General features: G+C 45.8%; 18 protein-coding genes. All 18 read left to right on the top strand.

From position 1 onward, the window contains the following. Positions 1-25 precede the first annotated feature (25 nt). The 18 genes from rpoB to BMX69_RS22770 all read left to right on the top strand — a co-directional run bounded on the left by rpoB (position 26) and on the right by BMX69_RS22770 (position 24,298). Positions 26-3,904: a DNA-directed RNA polymerase subunit beta gene (gene rpoB / locus BMX69_RS22685; protein WP_174715193.1), complete on the top strand. Its 3,879-nt coding sequence runs from the start codon at positions 26-28 to the stop codon at positions 3,902-3,904. Positions 3,905-3,922: 18 nt separating this feature from the next. After that, entirely contained in the window at positions 3,923-7,585 is a 3,663-nt protein-coding gene (rpoC, locus tag BMX69_RS22690; protein WP_100043613.1) for a DNA-directed RNA polymerase subunit beta', read from the top strand. 264 nt (positions 7,586-7,849) lie between these two features. Next, a complete protein-coding gene (rpsL, locus tag BMX69_RS22695) occupies positions 7,850-8,269 on the top strand; it encodes a 30S ribosomal protein S12 (protein WP_025231299.1) in 420 nt (139 codons plus the stop codon). 179 nt (positions 8,270-8,448) lie between these two features. Beyond that, positions 8,449-8,919, top strand: a complete 471-nt coding sequence (gene rpsG / locus BMX69_RS22700; protein ID WP_013274355.1) for a 30S ribosomal protein S7 — start codon at positions 8,449-8,451, stop codon at positions 8,917-8,919. Between the two features lie 15 nt (positions 8,920-8,934). Then, positions 8,935-11,055, top strand: a complete 2,121-nt coding sequence (gene fusA, locus BMX69_RS22705) for an elongation factor G (RefSeq protein ID WP_100043614.1) — start codon at positions 8,935-8,937, stop codon at positions 11,053-11,055. Between the two features lie 154 nt (positions 11,056-11,209). After that, a complete protein-coding gene (gene tuf, locus BMX69_RS22710) occupies positions 11,210-12,403 on the top strand; it encodes an elongation factor Tu (protein ID WP_054792061.1) in 1,194 nt (397 codons plus the stop codon). A 634-nt stretch (positions 12,404-13,037) separates the two neighbouring features. Then, positions 13,038-14,534 (top strand): YjjI family glycine radical enzyme, encoded by a 1,497-nt coding sequence (locus BMX69_RS22715; RefSeq protein ID WP_100043615.1) that lies wholly within the window; start codon positions 13,038-13,040, stop codon positions 14,532-14,534. Further along, positions 14,531-15,394: a YjjW family glycine radical enzyme activase gene (locus BMX69_RS22720; RefSeq protein ID WP_242941321.1), complete on the top strand. Its 864-nt coding sequence runs from the start codon at positions 14,531-14,533 to the stop codon at positions 15,392-15,394. The genes BMX69_RS22715 and BMX69_RS22720 overlap by 4 nt, the downstream gene beginning before the upstream one ends. 24 nt (positions 15,395-15,418) lie before the next feature. Further along, on the top strand, positions 15,419-16,474 hold the full coding sequence (locus tag BMX69_RS22725) for a BMP family lipoprotein (protein WP_330387543.1): 1,056 nt from the start codon (positions 15,419-15,421) through the stop codon (positions 16,472-16,474). A gap of 71 nt (positions 16,475-16,545) precedes the next feature. Then, on the top strand, positions 16,546-18,081 hold the full coding sequence (locus tag BMX69_RS22730; protein ID WP_025231306.1) for an ABC transporter ATP-binding protein: 1,536 nt from the start codon (positions 16,546-16,548) through the stop codon (positions 18,079-18,081). Then, the gene (locus tag BMX69_RS22735) at positions 18,074-19,198 is read left to right on the top strand and encodes an ABC transporter permease (protein ID WP_100043616.1); all 1,125 of its coding nucleotides are present in this window, start codon (positions 18,074-18,076) and stop codon (positions 19,196-19,198) included. The genes BMX69_RS22730 and BMX69_RS22735 overlap by 8 nt, the downstream gene beginning before the upstream one ends. Next, positions 19,191-20,108, top strand: a complete 918-nt coding sequence (locus BMX69_RS22740; protein WP_092240481.1) for an ABC transporter permease — start codon at positions 19,191-19,193, stop codon at positions 20,106-20,108. Before BMX69_RS22735 ends, BMX69_RS22740 begins: the two co-directional genes overlap by 8 nt. A gap of 86 nt (positions 20,109-20,194) precedes the next feature. Further along, positions 20,195-20,914, top strand: a complete 720-nt coding sequence (locus tag BMX69_RS22745) for a Crp/Fnr family transcriptional regulator (protein ID WP_100043617.1) — start codon at positions 20,195-20,197, stop codon at positions 20,912-20,914. Positions 20,915-20,931: 17 nt separating this feature from the next. Then, entirely contained in the window at positions 20,932-21,708 is a 777-nt protein-coding gene (gene udp / locus BMX69_RS22750) for a uridine phosphorylase (RefSeq protein WP_100043618.1), read from the top strand. A gap of 16 nt (positions 21,709-21,724) precedes the next feature. After that, a complete protein-coding gene (deoD, locus tag BMX69_RS22755) occupies positions 21,725-22,432 on the top strand; it encodes a purine-nucleoside phosphorylase (protein ID WP_100043619.1) in 708 nt (235 codons plus the stop codon). A 56-nt stretch (positions 22,433-22,488) separates the two neighbouring features. Continuing rightward, a complete protein-coding gene (locus BMX69_RS22760; RefSeq protein ID WP_100043620.1) occupies positions 22,489-22,953 on the top strand; it encodes a cytidine deaminase in 465 nt (154 codons plus the stop codon). A 188-nt stretch (positions 22,954-23,141) separates the two neighbouring features. Continuing rightward, positions 23,142-23,612, top strand: a complete 471-nt coding sequence (gene tnpA, locus BMX69_RS22765) for an IS200/IS605 family transposase (protein WP_100043621.1) — start codon at positions 23,142-23,144, stop codon at positions 23,610-23,612. Positions 23,613-23,896: 284 nt separating this feature from the next. Continuing rightward, positions 23,897-24,298: an HIT family protein gene (locus tag BMX69_RS22770; RefSeq protein ID WP_100043622.1), complete on the top strand. Its 402-nt coding sequence runs from the start codon at positions 23,897-23,899 to the stop codon at positions 24,296-24,298. The last annotated feature ends 32 nt before the right edge of the window (positions 24,299-24,330 follow it).

A 24,330-nucleotide genomic window follows, 5' to 3' on the forward strand; every position in this document is an offset into this window, starting at 1 on the left:
GAAAGAAAACAGGGGTGAAACGTCAATGGAGAAAAGCAGAATGCGTCCGGTCCCAGCCGGTAAGAGCCTGAGAATGAGCTTCTCAAGACAAAAAGAAGTGCTTGAGATGCCAAACCTGATTGAGATTCAAAAGAATTCCTATCAGTGGTTCCTTGATGAAGGATTAAAGGAAGTCTTTGAAGACATCTCTCCGATTGCAGACTTTGCAGGACACTTAAGTCTTGAGTTTGTCAACTTTACATTATGTAAGGATGACCTCAAGTACACAATAGAAGAATGCAAGGAAAGAGATGCAACTTATGCGGCTCCTTTAAAGGTAAAGGTAAGGCTTTGCAATAAAGATAAAGATGAGATTAATGAACATGAGATCTTCATGGGTGATCTTCCGCTTATGACAGATACCGGTTCCTTTGTGATCAACGGTGCCGAGCGAGTTATTGTTAGCCAGTTGGTACGTTCCCCAGGTATATATTATGGTATAGAACATGACAAGGTAGGGAAAGAGCTTTATGCCTGTACGGTAATCCCAAACAGGGGTGCATGGCTGGAGTATGAAACAGACTCCAATGACATTTTCTACGTTCGTGTGGACAGAACCAGAAAGGTTCCGGTTACCGTGCTGATCCGTGCCCTGGGCTTTGGCACCAACGCGGAAATTATTGAACTGTTCGGTGAAGAGCCAAAATTATTAGCCAGCTTTGGTAAGGATACGTCCGATAACTACCAGGATGGCTTATTGGAGTTATATAAGAAGATCCGCCCAGGTGAACCTTTATCTGTTGATAGTGCTGAAAGTTTGTTAAATAGTATGTTCTTTGACCCCAGAAGATACGATCTCGCAAAGGTCGGAAGATATAAATTCAATAAAAAGCTTCATTTTAAAAACCGTATTGCAGGCCATGTCCTTGCTGAGGATGTGGTTGACACCACAACCGGCGAAATTTTAGCTGAGGCTGGAAGCACAGTAGACAAGCAGCTTGCAACCGATATTCAGAATGCGGCTGTTCCTTTCGTATGGCTGGAGGGAGTGGAGCGTAAGCAAAAGGTCCTTTCCAACTTAATGGTTGATCTAACTTCTTTTGTAAACTTTGATCCAAAGGAAGCGGGTATTACAGAGTTAGTATTCTATCCTGCTCTTGAAAAAATTCTGGCAGAAGCTGGAAGCGACGATGATGAGGCTCTTAAAAAAGCCCTTCACAGAAATATAAACGAACTGATTCCTAAGCATATCACGAAGGAAGATATTTTAGCTTCCATCAATTACAACATGCACTTAGAAGAAGAAGTGGGAATGGCTGATGATATCGACCATTTGGGAAATCGTAGAATCCGTGCAGTCGGTGAGCTTTTACAGAACCAGTACCGCATCGGTCTTTCCAGAATGGAGCGTGTGGTCAGGGAACGTATGACAACACAGGATATGGATGGCATTACACCTCAGTCATTGATTAACATCAAGCCTGTCACAGCAGCAGTAAAGGAGTTCTTTGGAAGTTCCCAGCTGTCACAGTTCATGGATCAGAACAACCCGCTGGCAGAGCTGACCCATAAGAGACGTTTATCCGCATTGGGACCTGGAGGTCTTTCCAGAGACCGTGCCGGATTTGAGGTTCGGGACGTTCACTATACCCATTATGGACGTATGTGCCCGATTGAGACCCCGGAAGGTCCTAACATCGGTCTGATCAACTCCCTCGCTACTTATGCAAGGGTAAACCAGTACGGATTTGTAGAGGCTCCTTACCGCGTAGTGGATAAGACCAATGCCCAGAATCCGGTGGTTACTGATGAGGTTGTTTACCTGACTGCTGACGAAGAAGATAATTTCGTGGTTGCACAGGCGAATGAGCCCCTTGATGATGATGGCCATTTCATTCATAAGAATATTTCCGGACGTTTCCGTGAAGAAACTTCCGAATTCCAGAGGAAAAACATTGATCTTATGGACGTTTCTCCGAAGATGGTATTTTCCGTTGCAACTGCCATGATTCCTTTCCTTGAAAACGACGATGCAAACCGTGCCCTCATGGGATCAAACATGCAGCGTCAGGCCGTGCCTCTGCTCACAACAGAGACCCCAGTCGTAGGAACCGGTATGGAATCCAAGGCAGCGGTAGACTCCGGCGTTTGTGTTGTTGCCAGAAATACCGGCGTTGTGGAGCGTTCCGCTTCCAATGAAATTATCATTAAGAGAGATTCCGACGGCGGAAAAGATGTTTACCGCCTGACTAAATTTAAAAGAAGCAACCAGTCTAACTGTTATAACCAGAAGCCAATTGTATATAAGGGCAACCACGTGGTAAAGGGAGAAGTAATTGCAGACGGCCCATCCACTCAGAATGGTGAGATTGCTCTTGGTAAGAACCCTTTGATCGGCTTCATGACCTGGGAGGGCTACAATTACGAGGATGCGGTTCTCTTAAGTGAGAAGCTGGTACAGGAAGATGTTTATACCTCTGTTCATATCGAGGAATATGAGGCCGAAGCCCGTGACACCAAGTTAGGGCCGGAAGAGATCACAAGGGATGTTCCCGGAGTTGGTGAGGATGCCTTAAAGGATCTTGATGAGAGAGGAATCATAAGAATCGGTGCAGAAGTTCGTGCCGGTGATATTCTGGTTGGTAAGGTTACTCCTAAGGGTGAGACCGAGCTGACCGCAGAGGAGCGTCTGCTGCGTGCCATCTTTGGTGAAAAAGCAAGGGAAGTCCGGGATACTTCCTTAAAGGTACCTCACGGCGCTTACGGTATTATTGTAGATGCAAAAGTGTTTACAAGAGAAAACGGTGATGAACTTTCTCCAGGCGTGAACCAGACTGTCCGCATTTACATTGCCCAGAAGAGAAAAATCTCTGTTGGTGATAAGATGGCCGGCCGTCACGGTAACAAGGGTGTTGTTTCCCGCGTGCTCCCTGTAGAAGATATGCCGTTCCTTCCCAATGGCCGTCCGTTAGATATCGTATTAAACCCTCTGGGCGTACCGTCCCGTATGAACATCGGACAGGTGCTTGAGATCCATTTAAGCCTTGCAGCAAGGGCTCTTGGATTTAATGTATCCACTCCGGTATTTGACGGTGCAAACGAGATTGACATTATGGATACCCTGGATGTAGCCAATGACTACGTAAACATGGAGTGGGATGATTTCCAGGATAAATATGAAGATACCTTAAAACCTGAGGTTATTGAATATCTGGGTGATCACCTGGAACACAAGGAATTGTGGAAGGGTGTTCCGATTAACCGTGATGGTAAGGTCCGCCTTCGTGACGGACGTACCGGCGAGTTCTTTGACAGCCCGGTTACTATCGGCCACATGCATTATCTGAAGCTTCACCATCTGGTTGACGATAAGATCCATGCCCGTTCCACGGGTCCTTACTCTCTGGTTACCCAGCAGCCTCTCGGCGGTAAAGCCCAGTTCGGCGGCCAGCGTTTCGGAGAGATGGAGGTTTGGGCCCTGGAGGCTTATGGCGCTTCCTACACGCTGCAGGAGATCATGACTGTGAAATCCGATGACGTGGTAGGCCGTGTAAAGACCTACGAGGCCATCATTAAGGGTGATAATATTCCTGAACCGGGAATTCCGGAATCCTTCAAGGTATTGTTAAAAGAGCTTCAGTCACTGGCGCTGGATGTAAGAGTGCTGCGTGATGATAATACGGAGGTCCAGATTGCGGAAAGCACCGACTATGAAGAAACAGATTTAAGGTCGATCATTGAGGGCGACAGACGTTACCGGGATGAAGAGTCCTTTGGCAACTTCGGTTACCAGAAGCAGGAATTTAAGGATGCAGAACTGGTAACCGTGGAAGAAGAGGAATATGAGGATACAGAAGCAGACGGTATCGACGATTCTTTAGAGGAGTTCGATGACGCAGAATTTGAAGATTCAGACGAAGAATAATTGAAGGGAGAACCGCTCATGCCTGAAAACAATGAAACTTACCACCCAATGACATTCGATGCCATAAAGATCGGTTTGGCATCTCCGGAGAAGATTCTGGAATGGTCCCATGGTGAGGTAAAAAAGCCTGAGACAATCAACTACAGAACCTTAAAGCCGGAAAAAGACGGTTTGTTCTGTGAACGGATCTTCGGACCCAGCAAGGACTGGGAATGCCATTGTGGTAAATATAAGAAAATCCGGTACAAAGGCGTTATCTGTGACCGATGCGGCGTTGAAGTAACCAAGGCCAGTGTCCGCAGAGAGCGTATGGGCCATATACAGCTTGCGGCTCCTGTTTCCCATATCTGGTATTTTAAGGGAATCCCCAGCCGTATGGGTCTGATCCTGGACATTTCCCCAAGAACCTTGGAAAAGGTGCTGTATTTCGCATCTTATGTGGTTCTTGATGCCGGCAATACAGGACTGCAGTATAAGCAGGTCTTATCGGAAAAAGAATACCGGGAAGAAATAGAAAAATACGGCTACGGCGCCTTCCGCGTAGGAATGGGAGCTGAAGCTATTCTGGAGCTGTTGCATTCCATTGACCTTGAAAAGGACTCTGAGGAGTTAAAGAAAGGGTTAAAGGAAGCGACCGGACAGAAACGTGCAAGAATTATCAAAAGGCTGGAGGTTGTGGAAGCATTCCGCAATTCCGGCAACTTGCCTGAGTGGATGATCATGACAGTGGTTCCGGTAATTCCTCCGGATATCCGTCCTATGGTTCAGCTTGACGGCGGCCGTTTTGCTACCTCCGACTTAAATGATTTATACAGAAGAATCATAAACCGTAACAACCGTCTTGCCCGTCTTCTGGAGCTTGGAGCTCCGGACATCATTGTCCGCAATGAAAAGCGTATGCTTCAGGAAGCGGTGGATGCCCTTATCGACAACGGCAGAAGGGGAAGGCCAGTAACCGGACCGGGAAACCGTGCCTTAAAGTCTCTTTCCGATATGTTAAAGGGAAAACAGGGCCGTTTCCGTCAGAACCTTTTAGGAAAGCGTGTTGACTATTCCGGCCGTTCTGTTATCGTAGTTGGACCGGAACTTAAGATATACCAGTGCGGTCTGCCAAAAGAAATGGCCATCGAGCTGTTTAAGCCTTTTGTTATGAAGGAGCTGGTTTCCAACGGAACCGCTCATAATATAAAGAATGCCAAAAAGATGGTAGAGCGTCTTCAGACAGAGGTCTGGGATGTCCTGGAAGATGTAATCAAGGAACATCCGGTTATGCTAAACCGTGCGCCTACCCTTCACAGACTTGGTATCCAGGCATTTGAGCCGATTCTGGTAGAAGGTAAAGCTATTAAGCTTCATCCCCTGGTTTGTACCGCGTTCAATGCCGACTTTGACGGAGACCAGATGGCAGTCCATCTGCCTCTTTCCGTAGAGGCCCAGGCAGAATGCCGGTTCCTCCTGTTGTCGCCTAACAACTTATTAAAGCCGTCAGACGGTGGTCCTGTGGCAGTTCCTTCTCAGGATATGGTTCTGGGTATTTACTACCTGACCCAGGAAAGACCGGGAGCCAAGGGCGAAGGAATGGTATTTAAGAGCGTGAATGAAGCCATTCTCGCTTACGAAAACCAGGCAGTTACCCTTCATTCCAGAATTAAAGCCAGAGTAAGCAAAAAAATGGCAGATGGTACCGTAAAGACCGGAGCCGTAGAATCAACCGTAGGCCGTTTCATCTTCAATGAGATCGTTCCTCAGGACCTTGGATTCGTTGACCGGTCTGTTCCTGGCAACGAGCTTTTGATGGAAGTTGACTTCCATGTAGGCAAGAAGCAGTTAAAGCAGATCCTTGAAAAGGTTATTAACGTTCATGGAGCAGTTCAGACTGCAGAAACCCTGGATGACATCAAGGCTATCGGTTATAAGTACTCTACCAAAGCCGCTATGACCGTATCCATTTCCGACATGACAGTGCCGGAGAGCAAACCGAAGCTGATTGCTGATGCACAGGCAACGGTTGACCAGATTGCAAAGAACTTCCGCCGCGGACTTATTACGGAGGAAGAACGTTATAAAGAAGTAATTGACACATGGAAAGTGACTGATGACCAGTTGACCCATGACCTGCTGACCGGACTTGATAAATACAACAACATCTACATGATGGCCGATTCCGGAGCCCGTGGTTCTGATAAACAGATCAAACAGCTTGCAGGTATGCGTGGACTTATGGCCGATACCACAGGTCACACCATTGAACTTCCTATCAAGTCCAACTTCCGTGAAGGGCTTGACGTACTGGAGTACTTTATCTCCGCTCACGGTGCACGTAAAGGACTTTCCGATACGGCTCTCCGTACGGCTGACTCCGGTTACTTGACCAGACGTCTTGTAGACGTTTCCCAGGATATGATTATCCGTGAGATCGACTGCTGCGAAGGCAAAGATATTCCGTTTATGGAAATCAAAGCATTTACAGATGGCCAGGAAACCATTGAGGGCTTACAGGAGCGTCTCACAGGACGGTTCATTGCGGAAACCATTACAGATCCGGATACCGGAGAAGTGATCGTGAAGGCAAACCACATGTGTACACCGAAGCGTGCAGCTGCGGTTATGAACGTGTTAAAGAAGCTTAACCGTGATTCCGTGAAGATCCGTACCGTATTAACCTGTAAATCCCATCTGGGTGTCTGCGCAAAATGTTACGGCGCCAACATGGCAACCGGACAGCCGGTTCAGGTAGGCGAAGCAGTCGGTATCATCGCTGCCCAGTCCATCGGTGAGCCGGGAACACAGCTGACCATGCGTACCTTCCATACCGGCGGTGTTGCCGGTGGCGATATCACACAGGGTCTTCCCCGTGTCGAGGAGCTTTTTGAGGCTCGTAAGCCAAAGGGTCTTGCTATCATAGCAGAATTCGGCGGCGTAGTGGCCATTAAGGATACTAAGAAAAAGCGGGAGATCATTGTTACGGAGAACGAAACAGGCAATTCCAAGACCTACCTGATCCCTTACGGATCCAGAATCAAGGTTTCAGATGGCCAGGTGCTCGAGGCCGGTGATGAGCTGACGGAAGGTAGTGTGAACCCGCACGATATCTTAAAGATCAAAGGCGTCCGCGCTGTCCAGGATTATATGATCCAGGAAGTACAGCGTGTATACCGCTTACAGGGTGTTGAGATCAATGATAAGCACGTTGAGATGATCGTAAGACAGATGCTTAAGAAGATAAAAATTGAGGAGAGCGGAGACAGTGATGTGCTTCCGGGAACCTCTATGGATGTTCTGGATTATAATGATTTAAATGAAGCTCTTCTTGCAGAAGGAAAGAATCCGGCAGAAGGAAAGCAGGTTATGCTTGGTATTACAAAAGCATCTTTAGCGACTGATTCCTTCTTATCCGCGGCTTCCTTCCAGGAGACCACGAAGGTTCTGACAGAAGCTGCGATTAACGGCAAGGTCGATCACTTAATTGGTCTGAAGGAGAACGTAATCATCGGAAAGCCGATTCCGGCAGGTACCGGTATGAAGCGTTACCGCACCATCGGACTGAATACAGATTCTGCTTTCGAAGGAGAGGATGAGATCAAGCTGTCAGAGGGAGAAGATGAGATCCTGCTGGCAGAAGATGGATTCAATGAAGCGGAAGAGGTTCTGGATATTGATGAGAACGAGATTGTTGAATAAGCAATGAGATAGTCCTTAAATTGCAAAACCCGGAGCTGGAATTTCCAAGAAAATTCTAGCTCCGGGTTTCAACCATTGAATGTTCTTGTTTTTATGACATTTTGCCTTTTTTATTGGCTGGATGTGCATATTTAAAAAAAATCCTTGACAGAAAAATACAAAATGTATATAATAATTAGGCGTGCATTAACGCGTCATGTTTTTGTGCGTAAATTAAGCTGAAGATAACAGCAACCACAGACAATATCACAGGAGGTGAATGGAATGCCAACATTTAACCAGTTAGTAAGAAAGGGTAGACAGACAAGCGCAAAGAAATCTCAGGCACCAGCTCTGCAGAAGGGTTACAACTCTTTACAGAAGAGAGCAACTGATATTTCTGCTCCACAGAAGAGGGGTGTCTGCACGGCAGTTAAAACTGCTACACCTAAAAAGCCTAACTCAGCTCTTAGAAAGATCGCCAGAGTACGTCTTTCTAATGGTATCGAAGTAACAAGTTACATCCCAGGTGAAGGTCATAACCTTCAGGAGCATAGCGTTGTTTTAATCCGTGGCGGTAGAGTAAAAGACTTGCCAGGTACCAGATACCATATCGTTAGAGGTACACTTGATACCGCAGGAGTAGCTAACAGAAGACAGGCTCGTTCCAAATATGGTGCAAAGAGACCGAAAGAGAAAAAATAATTAGACCACACATTTGAATTTCTAGTGCCGGACTTTAGATATTGAACCTGTAGGTTGCAGGGTTATATATTATAGAAACCGAGCGCGAACGCAACTTGAATGTTTGTGAGTACCTAGGATCTAATGAATAGCCGATTAGTCGGTAAAGGCTGAACGGCCATATTAAGGAGGGAAGTAACGTGCCACGTAAAGGACATACACAAAAAAGAGACGTATTAGTGGATCCGCTTTATAATAACAAAGTTGTTACAAAGCTGATCAACAACATCATGTATGATGGTAAAAAGGGTGTTGCTCAGAAGATCGTATACGGTGCATTTACCCGTGTAGAAGAAAAGACCGGCAAACCAGCCGTTGAAGTATTCGAAGAGGCGATGAACAACATTATGCCTGTACTTGAAGTAAAGGCAAAACGTATCGGCGGAGCTACCTATCAGGTGCCGATCGAAGTAAGACCGGAGAGAAGACAGACTTTAGCCTTAAGATGGATTACTCTGTTCTCTCGTAAGAGAGGCGAAAAGACTCAGGAAGAAAGACTTGCTAATGAGATAATGGATGCTGCCAACAACACCGGTGCTGCTGTAAAGAAGAAAGAAGATATGCACAAGATGGCTGAGGCAAACAAGGCATTCTCTCACTACAGATTCTAATAGGAGGAAAAAGCTTTGGCTGGAAGAGAATATCCATTGGAAAGAACCAGAAATATTGGTATTATGGCCCACATCGATGCAGGTAAAACTACATTGACCGAGCGTATCCTCTATTATACTGGTGTAAACTACAAAATCGGTGATACTCATGAAGGTACTGCCACCATGGACTGGATGGAGCAGGAGCAGGAAAGAGGTATCACAATTACTTCAGCTGCTACAACCTGCCACTGGACCATGCATGAAAATTGCCAGGTGAAGCCGGGCGCTCCTGAGTATCGTATCAACATCATTGATACTCCAGGACACGTTGACTTTACAGTAGAGGTTGAGCGTTCCTTACGTGTACTGGATGGCGCTGTAGGCGTATTCTGTGCAAAGGGCGGTGTTGAACCACAGTCCGAGAACGTATGGCGTCAGGCTGATACCTACAACGTACCCCGTATGGCATTCATTAACAAGATGGATATCATGGGTGCAAACTTTTACGGCGCTGTTGAACAGATCAAGACCCGTCTGGGCAAGAATGCAATCTGCATTCAGCTGCCTATCGGTGCAGAAGATGAATTCAAGGGAATCATCGATTTGTTCGAAATGAAGGCTTATATCTTTAATGGTGACAAGGGCGATGATGTTTCCGTCGTTGATATCCCAGAGGATTTGCAGGATGATGCAGAGCTTTATCGTGCCGAATTAGTTGAAAAAATCTGCGAGTTAGATGATGACTTAATGATGATATACCTGGAAGGGGAAGAGCCTTCCGTAGAAGAATTAAAGAAAGCATTAAGAACTGCAACCTGCAATTGCACGGCCATTCCGGTATGCTGCGGAAGCGCATATAGAAACAAGGGTGTTCAGAAGCTCCTTGATGCAGTTCTTGAATATATGCCTGCTCCTACTGACATTCCTTCTATTAAGGGTGTTGATATGGACGGCAATGAAATCGAGCGTCATTCTTCTGATGAAGAGCCATTTTCCGCTCTGGCATTTAAGATCATGACAGACCCGTTCGTTGGAAAGCTGGCATTCTTCCGCGTATATTCCGGTATTATGAATTCCGGTTCCTACGTACTGAATGCAACCAAGGGCAAAAAAGAGCGTGTTGGACGTATCCTTCAGATGCATGCCAACAAGAGATCTGAGCTGGATAAGGTATATTCCGGTGATATCGCTGCTGCTGTTGGTTTTAAGATTACAACAACAGGTGACACGATCTGTGACGATCAGCATCCGGTAATTCTGGAATCCATGGAATTCCCAGAGCCGGTTATCGATATCGCTATCGAGCCAAAGACCAAAGCTGGTCAGGGCAAGATGGGCGAAGCTTTAGCAAAGCTTGCAGAAGAAGATCCTACCTTCCGTGCAAAGACCAACCAGGAAACTGGCCAGGTTATCATTTCCGGTATGGGAGAGCTTCATCTGGAGATCATTGTAGACCGTCTGCTTCGCGAGTTCAACGTAGAAGCCAATGTAGGTGCTCCTCAGGTTGCTTATAAGGAAACATTTACAAAATTGGTTGAAGTTGACAGCAAGTATGCGAAACAGTCTGGTGGACGTGGTCAGTACGGACACTGTAAGGTTCGCTTTGAGCCGATGGATCCTAACGGCGAAGAAACCTTTAAATTCGAGTCTTCCGTTGTCGGTGGTGCGATTCCGAAGGAATACATTCCGGCAGTTGGCCAAGGTATCGAGGAAGCAACTAAGTCCGGTATTCTGGGCGGATTCCCGGTACTGGGTGTTAAGGCAAACGTATACGACGGTTCCTACCATGAGGTAGACTCCAGTGAAATGGCATTCCACATCGCTGGTTCCATGGCGTTTAAGGATGCTATGAACAAGGGCGGCGCCATTCTTCTTGAGCCGATCATGAAAGTAGAAGTAACCATGCCAGAGGATTATATGGGCGATGTTATCGGTGATATCAACTCCCGTCGTGGCCGTATCGAAGGTATGGAAGACATCGGCGGCGGAAAGATGGTAAAAGCATATGTTCCGTTAGCAGAGATGTTCGGTTATTCTACAGATTTACGTTCCAAAACACAGGGACGCGGTAACTACTCTATGTTCTTTGAGAAATATGAGCAGGTACCGAAGAGTGTTCAGGAAAAAGTTCTTGCAGAGAAAAAGGGCAAATAATTCCTAACAGGTTCCACTGGGTTTCAGGCAGCTTTGTCTGCCTGGAATCCGTCAAATAGGCTTGAAAATAGTGCACAAATAGCATATAATAAAAAACAGCCTAACATAAAAATTAAAGCTCAAATAGAGCATAAATTAAGGAGGACGTTATAAAATGGCTAAAGCTAAGTTTGAAAGAAACAAAACCCATTGTAACATCGGTACCATTGGTCACGTTGACCACGGCAAAACTACTTTAACAGCTGCAATCACAAAAACTCTTCATGACAGATTAGGTACTGGACAATCAGTAGCTTTCGAGAATATCGATAAGGCTCCAGAAGAGAGAGAGCGTGGTATCACAATTTCTACTTCTCACGTTGAGTATGAGACAGAGAAGAGACACTATGCACACGTTGACTGCCCAGGACATGCTGACTACGTTAAGAACATGATCACTGGTGCTGCTCAGATGGACGGCGCTATCTTAGTTGTAGCTGCTACCGATGGTGTTATGGCTCAGACCAGAGAGCACATCCTGCTTTCCCGTCAGGTAGGCGTTCCTTACATCGTTGTATTCATGAACAAGTGCGATATGGTTGACGATGCAGAATTACTTGAATTAGTAGACATGGAAATCCGTGAGCTGTTAAACGAGTATGAATTCCCAGGCGATGATACACCTATCATCCAGGGTTCTGCTTTAAAGGCTCTTGAAGATCCTACCAGCTCTTGGGGCGACAAGGTTCTTGAATTAATGACCGCAGTAGATGAGTGGATCCCAGATCCTATGCGTGAAACAGATAAGCCATTCTTAATGCCAGTTGAGGACGTTTTCTCCATCACAGGCCGTGGTACCGTTGCTACTGGTAGAGTAGAGCGTGGTACATTACACGTATCTGATGAAGTTGAAATCGTTGGTATCCATGAAGAGACTCGTAAGGTTGTTGTAACCGGTATCGAGATGTTCCGTAAGCTGCTTGACGAAGCTCAGGCTGGTGATAACATCGGTGCATTACTTCGTGGTGTTCAGAGAACTGATATCGAAAGAGGTCAGTGTCTGGTTAAACCAGGTACTGTAAAGTGCCACAAGAAGTTTACCGCTCAGGTTTACGTTTTAACAAAAGATGAAGGTGGACGTCATACTCCTTTCTTCAACAACTACAGACCTCAGTTCTACTTCAGAACAACTGACGTTACTGGTGTTTGCGATTTACCAGCTGGCACAGAGATGTGTATGCCTGGTGATAACGTAGAAATGTCTGTAGAGCTGATTCATCCGGTAGCTATGGAGCAGGGTCTTCGTTTCGCTATCCGTGAAGGCGGCCGTACAGTAGGTTCCGGTAGAGTTGCTACTATCGTTGAATAATTAAAAAATAAAGCCGAGCCCTTTGTTTATAAGGGGTTCGGCTTTTTCTTTTTGTCTTGCGGTACTAAAATGGTACTATTTTAATGAATCGAACTTTTGGAAACTTCATTTTAATACTAACCATGTAAGCTGACATGACTGTGCTGAAGTTGTGTATACTGATTTGTTTTATACAGCCGGAGCATTTTTTTATTAGAATACGTATTTTCTATGCGTATAATTCATTCACAAGAGAGCCGGAAACTGGGGGAATTCCAGCCGCTGGCAAAATAATTTACTGTTTTAAGCAGCGCCTTATCTTACCAGGACGAGGGCGCTACTTTTTGTGTTTAAAAAGAGTGATAATTATTACCTTTTTTGCGTTCGAGGTGGAACTATATGACAATTATAGCTTTTAATCATACAAATATTTTACTGCAGAATGCATAAATCCACTCAATGTTTGTTGTATTTTTTACTAAAATTCTATATGTAAAAATGTTACTAATGTACAAATCGTATTATATTTACTCGAAAAAGGACATAAGTCCTTTAGATAGTGAAAAGTTATTGCTATAATGTGAATATTTCAGGGGTATCAGAGATATAAGTCCTTTTATGATGGATAAGACTTGAAATGAAAGAGGTAGGATGGATGAATAAAATTTTAGACATTGTAACATCAAAGAACCTGACTTATGAGCAGAAAGTTGTGGCTCTGGCCCATGCGGCGGAAAATAGTCTGGAGGTGCTTTCCATACCGGAAGCAACCCGTCATTACATGGACACCGGTGCGATTTGTGATCTGGATGAAGGGCACGCGCCTTACCGTCCCAGATATGTGATGCCGGACTACGAAAAAGCAGTAAAAAACGGCTGTGAATTTTTACAGCTTGAGGCGCCTAAGGACCTGGACGAAGTATTGCAGTTTCTGATGATTCTGTACCGCCATGTTCCCTCTATTACCAGCTATCCCGTTTATCTTGGTGATATTGATAAACTGATAGAGCCGTTTCTTGAAGGGGTTACGGATGAGGAAGCGGAAAAAAAGCTGAGGCTTTTCCTCGTTTATTTGGACCGGACCATAACCGATGGCTTCTGCCATGCTAATTTGGGACCGGAAGAGACAAGAGCAGGCCGCCTGATTTTAAAACTTGAAAAAGAACTTCAAAATGCGGTTCCTAATTTAACGCTGAAATATGATAAGGACATTACGCCTGATTCTTATGCAGAGCTTGCCCTTTATACCTCTCTGTACTGTGCAAACCCGGCGATCTGCAATCACAAGATGCACAAAGACACTTACGGTGATTACGGAATATCAAGTTGTTATAATATCCTTCCCATTGGCGGAGGTTCCTACACATTATCGAGAATCGTCCTTCCCAGGCTTGCTGCGGAAGCAAGGAACAGGGAACAGTTTTTAACAGAGCTATTGCCTGATTGTCTTTCCCGCATGGGGGACTATATGAATGAAAGAATCCGTTTCCTAGTAGAAGAATCCAATTTCTTTGAGACCTCTTTTCTCTCTAAGGAAGGCTTTATTTCCAGGGAAAAGTTCCTTGCCATGTTCGGAGTCGTTGGGCTGGCGGAATGCACCAACATGCTGATGGAAGATCCGGAGAAAACGTATGGTCACAATGCAGAAGCAGATGACTTAGCAGAGCAGATCATGAAGGTGATTGCGGATTATGCTGGTACTGCAAATGCCTTATATTCAGAGGTTTTTGACAATCATTTTGCTCTTCACGCCCAGGTCGGCATCGATTCGGACCATGGCATTACCTCAGGCGTGCGGATCCCGGTAGGGATGGAGCCGGAACTCATGTATGATCACCTTCGTCACAGTGCCAGGTTCCACAAGTTTTTCCCGACTGGCTGCGCGGATATCTTCTCCTTTGATCCCACAGGAAGAAACAATCCGGCCGCCATGCTGGATATCGTAAAAGGAGCGTTTTCTCTGGGAGACAAATATATAAGCTTCTATGCTTCTGACAGCGATCTGGTACGGATCACGGGATATCTGGTCAAACGGAGCGAAATGGAAAAATATTATGAAGGCGAAGCCGTACTCCAGAATACGGTGCATCTGGGCGGTGACAATTACCGCAATGCCCATCTTGAGAACCGGAAGGTAAGGGGGCTGCAGTGAGAGCCGCGATCAACAAAATGATTCCCTTAAGTGTAGTAGACGGGCCGGGCTGCCGGACTGCGGTGTTTGTCCAGGGCTGCAATATCGCCTGCGCTTACTGCCATAACCCGGAGACACAGCGGCTGTGCAATGGCTGCGGCGTTTGTGTCAGCCAGTGTCCGTCAGGCGCCTTATCCCTATCAGGGAAACAGGTCATATGGGATGAGGCAGTCTGTACCCAGTGCGATCATTGCATAATGGTCTGTCCCAATTATGCATCTCCAAAGGTGCGGTGGATGGAGGCTATGGACGTATGGGAACAGATTTCAAAGAATATACCGTTTATTCAGGGGATCACAGTATCCGGCGGCGAATGCGGCCTGTATCCGGAATTTCTCACAGAATTGTTCACACTTGCAGGGAAAGCCGGGTTATCCTGTTTTCTGGACAGCAATGGCTGCGTGGATTTCACAAAGCATCCGGAGCTCATGGCTGTGACGGATAAAGTCATGCTGGATGTGAAAGCGTGGGACTCCCAGGTGTTTCACAAGCTGACAGGCGGAGATAATGGGATTGTTAAAAAAAATCTGAACTATCTGGCCCAGGCAGGTAAATTATATGAGGTAAGGCTTGTATGTCTGGAGGGAGAATTTTCTTCCGGTCTGGCAGAAGATAAAGATGTGGACATGGAGGAGGTCATCAAAGGCATGGCCGCCGAAGTAACCCCTTATCTGGAGGATTTCAGATTAAAGCTTATTACATTCCGCAATTATGGGGTAAGAGGCAAAATGGAACATAGAAAAAGCCCTACTCAGGACCAAATGGAGAAATTAAAGGAACTGGCGGTTCAATGTGGGTTTAAAGAAATACAAATTGTATAGAATGAAAAATGGAGGAATCAGGTTATGATGAGAAAAGGTATTGTATTTGGTTTAACAGCGGCAATGGTGCTGTCACTTACGGCTTGCGGAGGCGGAAAAACGGAGACCACAAAAGCCCAGGAGGAAACTTCCGGAGGAAAGAGCAGCTTTTCCGTTGCAATGATTACGGATACAGGCGGAATCAATGACCAGTCCTTTAACCAGTCCGCATGGGAAGGCCTTACTGAGTTAAAGAACAAGACCGGTGCAGATGTTAACTACATCGAGTCAAAGCAGGCATCGGATTTCGTAACGAATTTAGAAAGGCTGGGAGACAGCGGTGCCAATCTGTTATGGGGCGTAGGCTACGCCTGTGCCGATGCAGTGCTGGAGGCAGCCGGCAGCAATCCTGATATCCAGTATGCGATCATTGACAATGCTTATGAGGATACACCTTCCAATGTGACTGGAGTTATGTTCCGTGCCCAGGAACCATCCTTCCTGGTTGGATATGTGGCAGGACGGACCACACAGACCGGAAAGGTTGGTTTTGTAGGCGGAATCTCCTCAGGCTTAATCGACCAGTTCCAGTACGGTTATGAAGCCGGCGTAAAGTATGCGGCAAAAGAGCTTGGTAAAGATATTGAAATTTCTGTTCAGTATGCAGAAAGCTTTAGTGATGCAGCCAAGGGAAAGGCCATTGCTGCCAGAATGTATTCTGATGGATGTGATGTGATCTATCACGCGGCCGGCGGCACAGGAACCGGTGTTATCGAGGCTGCCAAGGAAGCGGACAAGTGGGTAATCGGTGTAGACCGTGATCAGGCATATCTGGCACCGGAAAACGTATTGACATCTGCCCTTAAATTAGTTGGTAAAGCAGTACAGGAAGTATCGGAAGAAGCAATGAACGGACAGGAAATTGGTGGTAAAACCCTTACCTTTGGCTTACAGGAAGACTGTGTGGGAATTCCTGAAGAACATGGCAACATGCCGGAAGGTGTTTATGAGGATACCTTAAAGGTGAAGGATAAAATTAAGAACGGAGAACTGACACCGCCGACCACAAAAGATGAATACGAAGCGTTTATCGCTAAATAGAAGAGAAAAAATTTTACACCGCAGGAATCGAAAGAGCCTGCGGTGTAAAACCGAAAGGAGAAAGTATTGACATGGTCACGGGAAACAGCGATTATGCGGTCCAGATGCACGGAATCACAAAACGGTTCGGGGCATTTTACGCTTTGAAGGATATGAGTCTGGATGTTAAGAAGGGCAGCATTCATTCTCTTCTGGGTGAAAACGGTGCGGGGAAGTCGACGCTGATGAATGTACTGTACGGATTGTATCAGGCCGATGAGGGAGAAATCTTTATCAATGGGAAAAAGGTAGACATAAAAAATCCTAATGTGGCCATAGCAAACGGCATCGGTATGGTTCATCAGCATTTTATGCTGGTGGAGGATTTCACGGTCACACAGAATATTATTTTAGGAAATGAAACTACCTCCCGCGCAGGTATTGTAGATATGAAGAAGGCCAGGAAACAAATTTTAGATATCGTGGAAAAATATGGGCTGGAGGTAGACCCGGATGCCAGAATTTGTGATATTTCTGTTGGTATGCAGCAGAGGGTGGAAATATTAAAGGCGTTGTATCGGGGAGCAGAACTGTTAATCCTTGATGAGCCTACCGCTGTTTTGACTCCTCAGGAAATTGAAGATCTTCTCTCCATCATGCACAATCTGGTAGATGACGGAAAGGCAATCATCATCATCACTCATAAATTAAAGGAAATAAAGGCATCTTCCGATACCTGTACCATCATCCGCCGCGGCGAATACATTGATACGGTTCCGGTAGAGAATGTTTCCGGACAAGAACTGGCTGCGCTTATGGTGGGCCATGAAGTAAAGCTGGTGGTGGATAAGACTCCTGCAAAGCCGGGAGAAACGGTATTGGAAATCAAAGACCTTGTTGTGAAAAACGAGAGAAAGCTTGAAGCGGTAAAGGGTTTAAACTTAACCGTCCGCAAGGGAGAAATCGTGGGGATCGCCGGTATTGACGGAAACGGGCAGAAGGAACTGGTGGAAGCGATCAGCAGCCTGGTACCTGCAGAAAAGGGAAGCATAACGGTCTGTGGGAAACCGATCATTAACACAAACCCAAGGACGGTCATAGACAGCGGTGTCAGCATCATTCCTGAGGACCGGCAGAAAAGGGGCCTTGTCCTTGACTTCACTGTAAATGAGAACGCGGTATTGGAGCGTTGCCGCAAAGAGCCATTTTCCAGAAAAGGGATCTTAAATAAAAAGAAAATGGAAGAGTTTACCCAAACCCTCATTGAAGCATATGATGTCCGGCCGGATGACTGCGGATCCAGACGGGTGGGGGAACTTTCAGGCGGAAACCAGCAGAAGGTTATTATCGGACGTGAAGTCGCCATGAATCCGGATATACTGATTGCGGTACAGCCGACCAGAGGACTTGACGTAGGAGCCATTGAAACCGTGCATAAGACTCTGATCCGTGAAAGGGATAAAGGAAAAGCGGTGCTTTTGATCTCTTTTGAGCTGGACGAGGTCATGAATGTTTCCGATACCATAGCGGTCATATACGACGGAAAAATTCAAGATACGTTTCAACAGGGAACCGTAGATGAAAATACGATTGGTCTGTTAATGGCAGGAGGAAAGAACCATGGATAAAGCGATAAAGATTTTAAAAAAACCATTAACAATGACTTTGATCGCTGTCTTCTTCGGATTTATCGTAGCGGGGATCATACTCGCGGCGGCGGGATATCCGCCGGTTCATTCACTAGCCGTCTTGTTTGACGGAGTCTTTTCCAGTCCGAAACACATTTCCAATGTAATCATTAAAAGTACGCCTATCATTCTCACGGGAATCGGCGTTGCATTTGCGTTTAAGACCGGACTTTTTAACATTGGAGCCGAAGGACAGTTTATTATGGGGTGTGTGGCATCTACCGTAGTCGGCATTCTGTTTGATTTTCCTCCGGTGATCCAGATTCCTCTCGTTGTCCTTGCCGGTGTGGCAGCTGGGGCAGTGTATGGCGGGATTGCCGGTTTCTTAAAGGCGAGGTTCGGCATCCATGAGGTTCTTACCAGTATTATGCTGAACTGGATAGCACTTTATTTCTCCAATTATGTATGTTCCTTACCCCGGTTCCATAAACCGGATACCATTGGAACGTACCCGATCAACCGTTCCGGCTACACGATGATTCTGGGAAATTACAAGACGACGGAGGCGGGAAAGGCGGCACTTGCCCAGAACGAATTTCTTCGCAGCACCGTTTTGAAAACAGATGTAAACGTTGGAATTATTATTGCAGTCATTCTGGCTGTGTTTATCTGGTTCCTTCTATATAAAACGGCTAAGGGATTTGAACTGAGAGCAGTAGGCTTTAATAAGAGCGCAGCAGAATTTTCCGGAATCTATGTAAACAGAAACATCCTGCACTCCATGCTTATTTCCGGGGCTATCTGCGGGCTGGCTGCATCTCTTTATATTACCGGGAATTCTCCTCATGGCATTGCTACATTGGCAGCCTTTGAAAACACGGGCTTTAACGGATTATCCGTTTGTCTGATTGCGGCAAGTTCACCAATCGGCTGTATTTTTGCAGGGCTGCTGTTTGGCGGTTTGATCTATGGCGGCCAGTCTTTACAGTACGAGGTGGGAGCTCCATCAGAAATTATCAACATCGTCATTGGTGTCATCGTATTTTTTGTGGCGCTGACCCGTATCATTCCGCCGCTGGTGGACCGTTTTTCGAAGGGAGGTAAGAAACATGCTTAACAGTCTGATGCTATTTGTAGGCATTACACTTATGTATTCCACTCCTTTGGTATTTGCAGCATTGGGGGGAGTGGTGTCGGAGCGGTCCGGCGTTACCAATATCGGTATTGAAGGAATGATGACCATCGGAGCAGTTACAGGGGCTACTGTGGGTTACTATTCAGGAAGTGCCTGGGTAGGATTTTTTGCAGCCGGTCTGGCAGGAGGCGTTATTGCCCTTCTCCATGCCTTCGCGTCGATCACATGCAAGGCGGACCAGACGATATCCGGTATTGCCATCAATTTGATCGGTCCCGGTGTGGCTCTGTTTGTCTGCCGCCTGCTTTTTGACGGTGCTACCATGTCGCTCCCGGTACCTCATAAGATTCCAAAGGTGTTTGGGAGCTTAAACTCAAAGGCGTTTCAGAATTTAAATGTGGATGTAACCGTTGTCATCGCGTTTGTACTGGCTGTGTTTATCTGGTTCTTTCTTTATAAGACAAAGTGGGGTCTTCATATCCGGGCAGTCGGAGAGCATCCGGCAGCAGCGGATACCATGGGACTTAACGTTTATAAAATCAGGTATATCTGTGTGCTGGTCTCCGGCATTTTAGCAGGACTGGGCGGTGCGTCCATGACCCTGGCCATTATCCCTCAGTTTACGCCTACCGCGATCAGCGGACAGGGATTTATTGCACTTGCGGCTGTTATTTTTGGAAAATGGACTCCTCACGGGGCTTATGGCGCCTGTCTGTTATTCGGAGCAGCCCAGGCCCTTACCGTTACTCTGGGAGGGGGAAGATTTGCGGTTCCTTCGTCCATTCTGGCAATGCTTCCGTATCTCATTACTATCGTGATCCTGATCCTGTTTGTGGGGAAATCCTCTGCGCCGAAAGCCAGCGGGCAGCCTTACGAAAAGGATGCGAGGTAAGAGATTAAAGGCAAGTAATGATTCCCGGCGGATCATAAATATGATATGATGAAATCAAAGAGAAAGAAACGAAAAGGAGCAAGATCGTGAACGATGCTATGTCTTTAATCAATGAACTTCACAGTGAGCCGCGGGAATACTTAAATAATTATCTGGCCAATGCGCCTAAATGGCTCCTGGAAGCCTTTAAGATAGTAAACCTAAAAAAAGGCGCTACCTTTATTCATGAAAATGAAACCGTAGATACCATTTATATTCTGGTGGAAGGTGTTGTTAAGGCTACGGATTACCGGGTTCAGGAAATAGCCTACGACTATACCAGATTCTATCCGGTGGAAGTGTTTGGAGCCATGGAATTTCTTATGGGCTTTGAGCTTTACCGGACGACTCTGGTGACAGAAACAGACTGCCGGTTCCTTTGTGTCTCCAAGGATCAGTTCAGCCGCTGGATGCTTTCGGATATCCATGCGGTTTTAGAACAGGTTAAGGCCATGGGCGTCTATCTTTTAGAGCAGGTCAGAAAGGAACGTCTGTTTTTATTTTTACAGGGTAGTGACAGGCTGTTCCTGCTCTTTTTGGAGATTTACCGGAAATCTTCCCATCGGGGGACCTGCCGCATACAGCTTGCAAGAAAAGATTTATCAAACAGCACCGGTCTTTGCATAAAGACCGTGAACCGGTGTGTCAGCCAGATGGAGGAGAAAGGGTATATTTCCCGGGAAGGAAGGACCATTATTATCGATGAAGAGCAGTACCGGCGGATTAAGGCGGTGGTTGCAGAAAAGATTGATGAGAATGAGATATAAAGAAGGGTGGATTAAGTATGACAAATTATTCAGAAACAGAAGGAAAACAGTATCACCTCCAGGTTGGGAAAGGGGACGTGGGCAGATATGTCATTCTGCCAGGTGATCCCAAGCGCTGTGCTCTTATTGCGAAGTATTTTGACAATCCAAGGCTGATCGCGGACAGCAGGGAGTACGTGACCTATACCGGTACGTTAGACGGTAAGTTAGTCAGCGTTACATCTACTGGAATTGGCGGACCTTCTGCGGCTATTGCCCTGGAGGAACTGGTGATGTCCGGTGCAGACACCTTCATCCGCGTGGGTACCTGCGGCGGAATGGATGTGGAGGTAAAAAGCGGGGATTTAGTCATTGCGAACGGAGCCATCCGCATGGAAGGAACCAGCCGGGAGTACGCACCCATCGAGTTTCCGGCAGTCCCGGATTTTAATGTGACGGGCGCACTGGCGGCGGCTGCAAAAGCCCTGGATAAGTCCTATCATGTAGGAGTTGTCCAGTGTAAGGATTCCTTTTATGGGCAGCACTCTCCGGAAACAAAGCCGGTATCCTATGAGCTGTTAAACAAATGGGAAGCCTGGATGAAGCTGGGCTGCAAGGCTTCGGAGATGGAGTCTGCGGCTCTGTTTATTGCAGCCAGTGCGCTTAAGGTGAGGGTCGGTTCCATATTCCTTGTATTAGCGAACCAGGAACGGGCAAGACTTGGTCTTGAAAATCCCATCGTCCATGATACGGATGGGGCCATACGAACGGCAGTAGAAGCCATTCGTCTCATGATACAGCAGGATGAATCATAAAAGAGGAGGAGTTCAAATGGAGATGACACCAACTCCCCATAATGGGGCAAAAAAGGGTGAAATAGCAAAAACAGTTTTGATGCCGGGGGATCCTTTACGGGCAAAGTATATTGCGGAAACGTATCTTGAAAATCCGGTTCAGGTAACGTCGGTCCGGAACATGCTTGGGTTTACCGGAACCTATAAGGGGAAGGAAATCACCGTTATGGGAGGCGGAATGGGAATGCCGTCCATGGGGATTTATTCCTATGAGCTGTACCATTTTTATGATGTGGACCAGATTATCCGCATCGGTTCCGCCGGTTCCCTGCAGGATAAGGTAGAGCTTATGGATGTAGTGATCGCCATGGGAGCCTGTACGGATTCCAATTATGCTTACCAGTATGGACTTCCGGGTACCTTTGCGCCTATTGCCGATTATGAGCTCCTGGCCAGAGCAGCAGAAGCAGCCGGAAAGCTGGGGACGAAAGCGGTTGTGGGCAATGTTCTGTCCAGCGATATTTTTTATAATGCTGACAGCGGAGTTAATGACAAGTGGCGCAATATGGGAGTTCTGGCTGTTGAGATGGAAACAGCGGCTTTATATATGAATGCAGCTGCGGCCGGTAAAAAGGCTCTCTGCATGCTGACGATTTCCGATCTTGTATTTGGAGAGGAAAAACTGAGCGCAGAGGAGAGGCAGCTTGGATTTGGAAAAATGATAGAAATCGCCCTGGAATTGTAGATTACAGAAAAATATGGCTCCGGTTTTTGGAAAGGGTGGTGGCCAGGAGGTTGGAAATGAAAGAAGAAATGATGAAAGGTGTTTGCCAGGGTGAGGCTTTGGCCGGAACAGAGCTTCCTGTAAAGGAAATGATTGATCAGGCATTTGAGGCTATGGGAAAAGCGTATACTCCATATTCAGGATTTAAGGTGGGAGCGGCGCTTTTATCAGCTGACGGCACTTTGTATCAGGGCTGCAACATCGAAAATGCAGCCTATACTCCAAGCAACTGTGCGGAACGCACGGCATTTTTTAAGGCGGTCAGCCAGGGGGAAAAGGAATTTAAAGCAATCTGTATCGTTGGAGGAAAAGAGGGAATCCCTACTGGACTTACAGCCCCTTGCGGAGTCTGCCGTCAGGTAATGATGGAGTTTTGCGACCCGGAAACATTTCAGATCATATTAGCGGCAGGAAGAGAAGAATATAAGATATTTTATTTAAAGGAACTGCTGCCCATGGGCTTTGGGCCGAAAAATTTATAGAATACCAAAACACTTTACAGCTGAGAGCTAAGCACTTTATTCATAAGGGCTTGGCTCTTATTGTATCTCATACAATAAAACCCCCTGTTATACAGGGGGAAGGTATAAAACTTATAGTTATATTAAAAGCCTCCAGCTATAATAAATGTGGGTTCGCAAGCCACAAATAAAAAACTGGAGGTATCCAAATGGATAAGAATACATTAACACATACAACTTGGAATTGCAAATATCATATAGTTTTTGCGCCTAAATTTAGAAGAAAGGCAATCTATGGAGAGTTGCGAGAAGACATCCGAGAAATTATTAAAATGTTATGTGAAAGAAAAGGGATAGAAATATTAGAGGGAGAGTTGATGCCAGACCACATTCATTTGCTGTTAAATATCCCACCGAAATATAGTATTTCAGAAATAATGGGATATCTAAAATCAAAAAGTACTCTTATCATATTTGAAAGACATGCTAATTTAAAATATAAATATGGAAGTAGAAAATTTTGGTGTAGAGGATATTTTGTGGATACAGTAGGAAAAAATGAGAAGAAGATAAAAGAATATATTCAAAATCAGATGCAGGAAGATCTGCTGTATGATCAAATGAGTATAACGGAATATATTGATCCGTTTACCGGAGAAATGGTAAAAAAGAAAAAATGAGCATGTCCCAGAAGGGGCGGCAGAAGATCCCAAGGGGATAATGGATAAAGGTGCATAGAAAATATGCCCGAAAGGGCTAGCAAGAGAATGTGGTACAAAAGGCGAACCTTTCTATGCGCCTTTAGGCGTAGGTCGGAGTAACCCCCTTATAGGGGGTATGTCAAACCGCCGGTTTTACCGGCGGTACTGATTGGTTTTATCCGGATGATTTTAAAAATAAATAAATTGATAACTGGCAGCATTTTTGTTAGAATCATGTAATAAAAAAGAATTGGGGGAATAACATGAAAGGATGTATTTTCTGTCAAATAATTAACGGGGAACTGCCATGTTTTAAAATATATGAGGATGGTCATACGCTGGCATTTCTGGATATCGGAAAAGAAGTCGACGGACATACAATCGTCATTCCTAAAACCCATATAGTTAATATTCTTGACTGCGATGATGAAACTCTTGGACATGTTATGAGCGCCGTTAAACGAATCGCAAACCACTATGTTGACCATTGTAGCTATACTGCAGTGAACTTGCTAAATGCCAGCGGAACGGATGCAGAGCAGTCTGTGCCTCATCTTCATTTTCATATAATTCCAAGAAAAAGCGATGATGGTATTCATGCGTGGCCTGATCTGAAGGAAAGAGAAAATACTCTCGATGACATGTATCGTTTATTAAAAATATAATAAAGTTTCCCCATCTGTCTTATAGTCTGTTA

It is taken from the genome of Lacrimispora sphenoides JCM 1415 (assembly GCF_900105615.1).
Classification (GTDB): Bacteria; Bacillota; Clostridia; order Lachnospirales; family Lachnospiraceae; genus Lacrimispora; species Lacrimispora sphenoides.

Coding starts and splice junctions, on each gene's coding strand:
- BMX69_RS22735 (WP_100043616.1), top strand. CDS start 18,074: ATGGATAAAGCGATAAAGATTTTAAAAAAACCATTAACAATGACTTTG.
- rpoB (WP_174715193.1), top strand. CDS start 26: ATGGAGAAAAGCAGAATGCGTCCGGTCCCAGCCGGTAAGAGCCTGAGA.
- BMX69_RS22715 (WP_100043615.1), top strand. CDS start 13,038: ATGAATAAAATTTTAGACATTGTAACATCAAAGAACCTGACTTATGAG.
- tnpA (WP_100043621.1), top strand. CDS start 23,142: ATGGATAAGAATACATTAACACATACAACTTGGAATTGCAAATATCAT.
- rpsL (WP_025231299.1), top strand. CDS start 7,850: ATGCCAACATTTAACCAGTTAGTAAGAAAGGGTAGACAGACAAGCGCA.
- BMX69_RS22740 (WP_092240481.1), top strand. CDS start 19,191: ATGCTTAACAGTCTGATGCTATTTGTAGGCATTACACTTATGTATTCC.
- BMX69_RS22725 (WP_330387543.1), top strand. CDS start 15,419: ATGATGAGAAAAGGTATTGTATTTGGTTTAACAGCGGCAATGGTGCTG.
- BMX69_RS22760 (WP_100043620.1), top strand. CDS start 22,489: ATGAAAGAAGAAATGATGAAAGGTGTTTGCCAGGGTGAGGCTTTGGCC.
- udp (WP_100043618.1), top strand. CDS start 20,932: ATGACAAATTATTCAGAAACAGAAGGAAAACAGTATCACCTCCAGGTT.
- BMX69_RS22730 (WP_025231306.1), top strand. CDS start 16,546: ATGGTCACGGGAAACAGCGATTATGCGGTCCAGATGCACGGAATCACA.
- rpoC (WP_100043613.1), top strand. CDS start 3,923: ATGCCTGAAAACAATGAAACTTACCACCCAATGACATTCGATGCCATA.
- BMX69_RS22770 (WP_100043622.1), top strand. CDS start 23,897: ATGAAAGGATGTATTTTCTGTCAAATAATTAACGGGGAACTGCCATGT.
- tuf (WP_054792061.1), top strand. CDS start 11,210: ATGGCTAAAGCTAAGTTTGAAAGAAACAAAACCCATTGTAACATCGGT.
- deoD (WP_100043619.1), top strand. CDS start 21,725: ATGGAGATGACACCAACTCCCCATAATGGGGCAAAAAAGGGTGAAATA.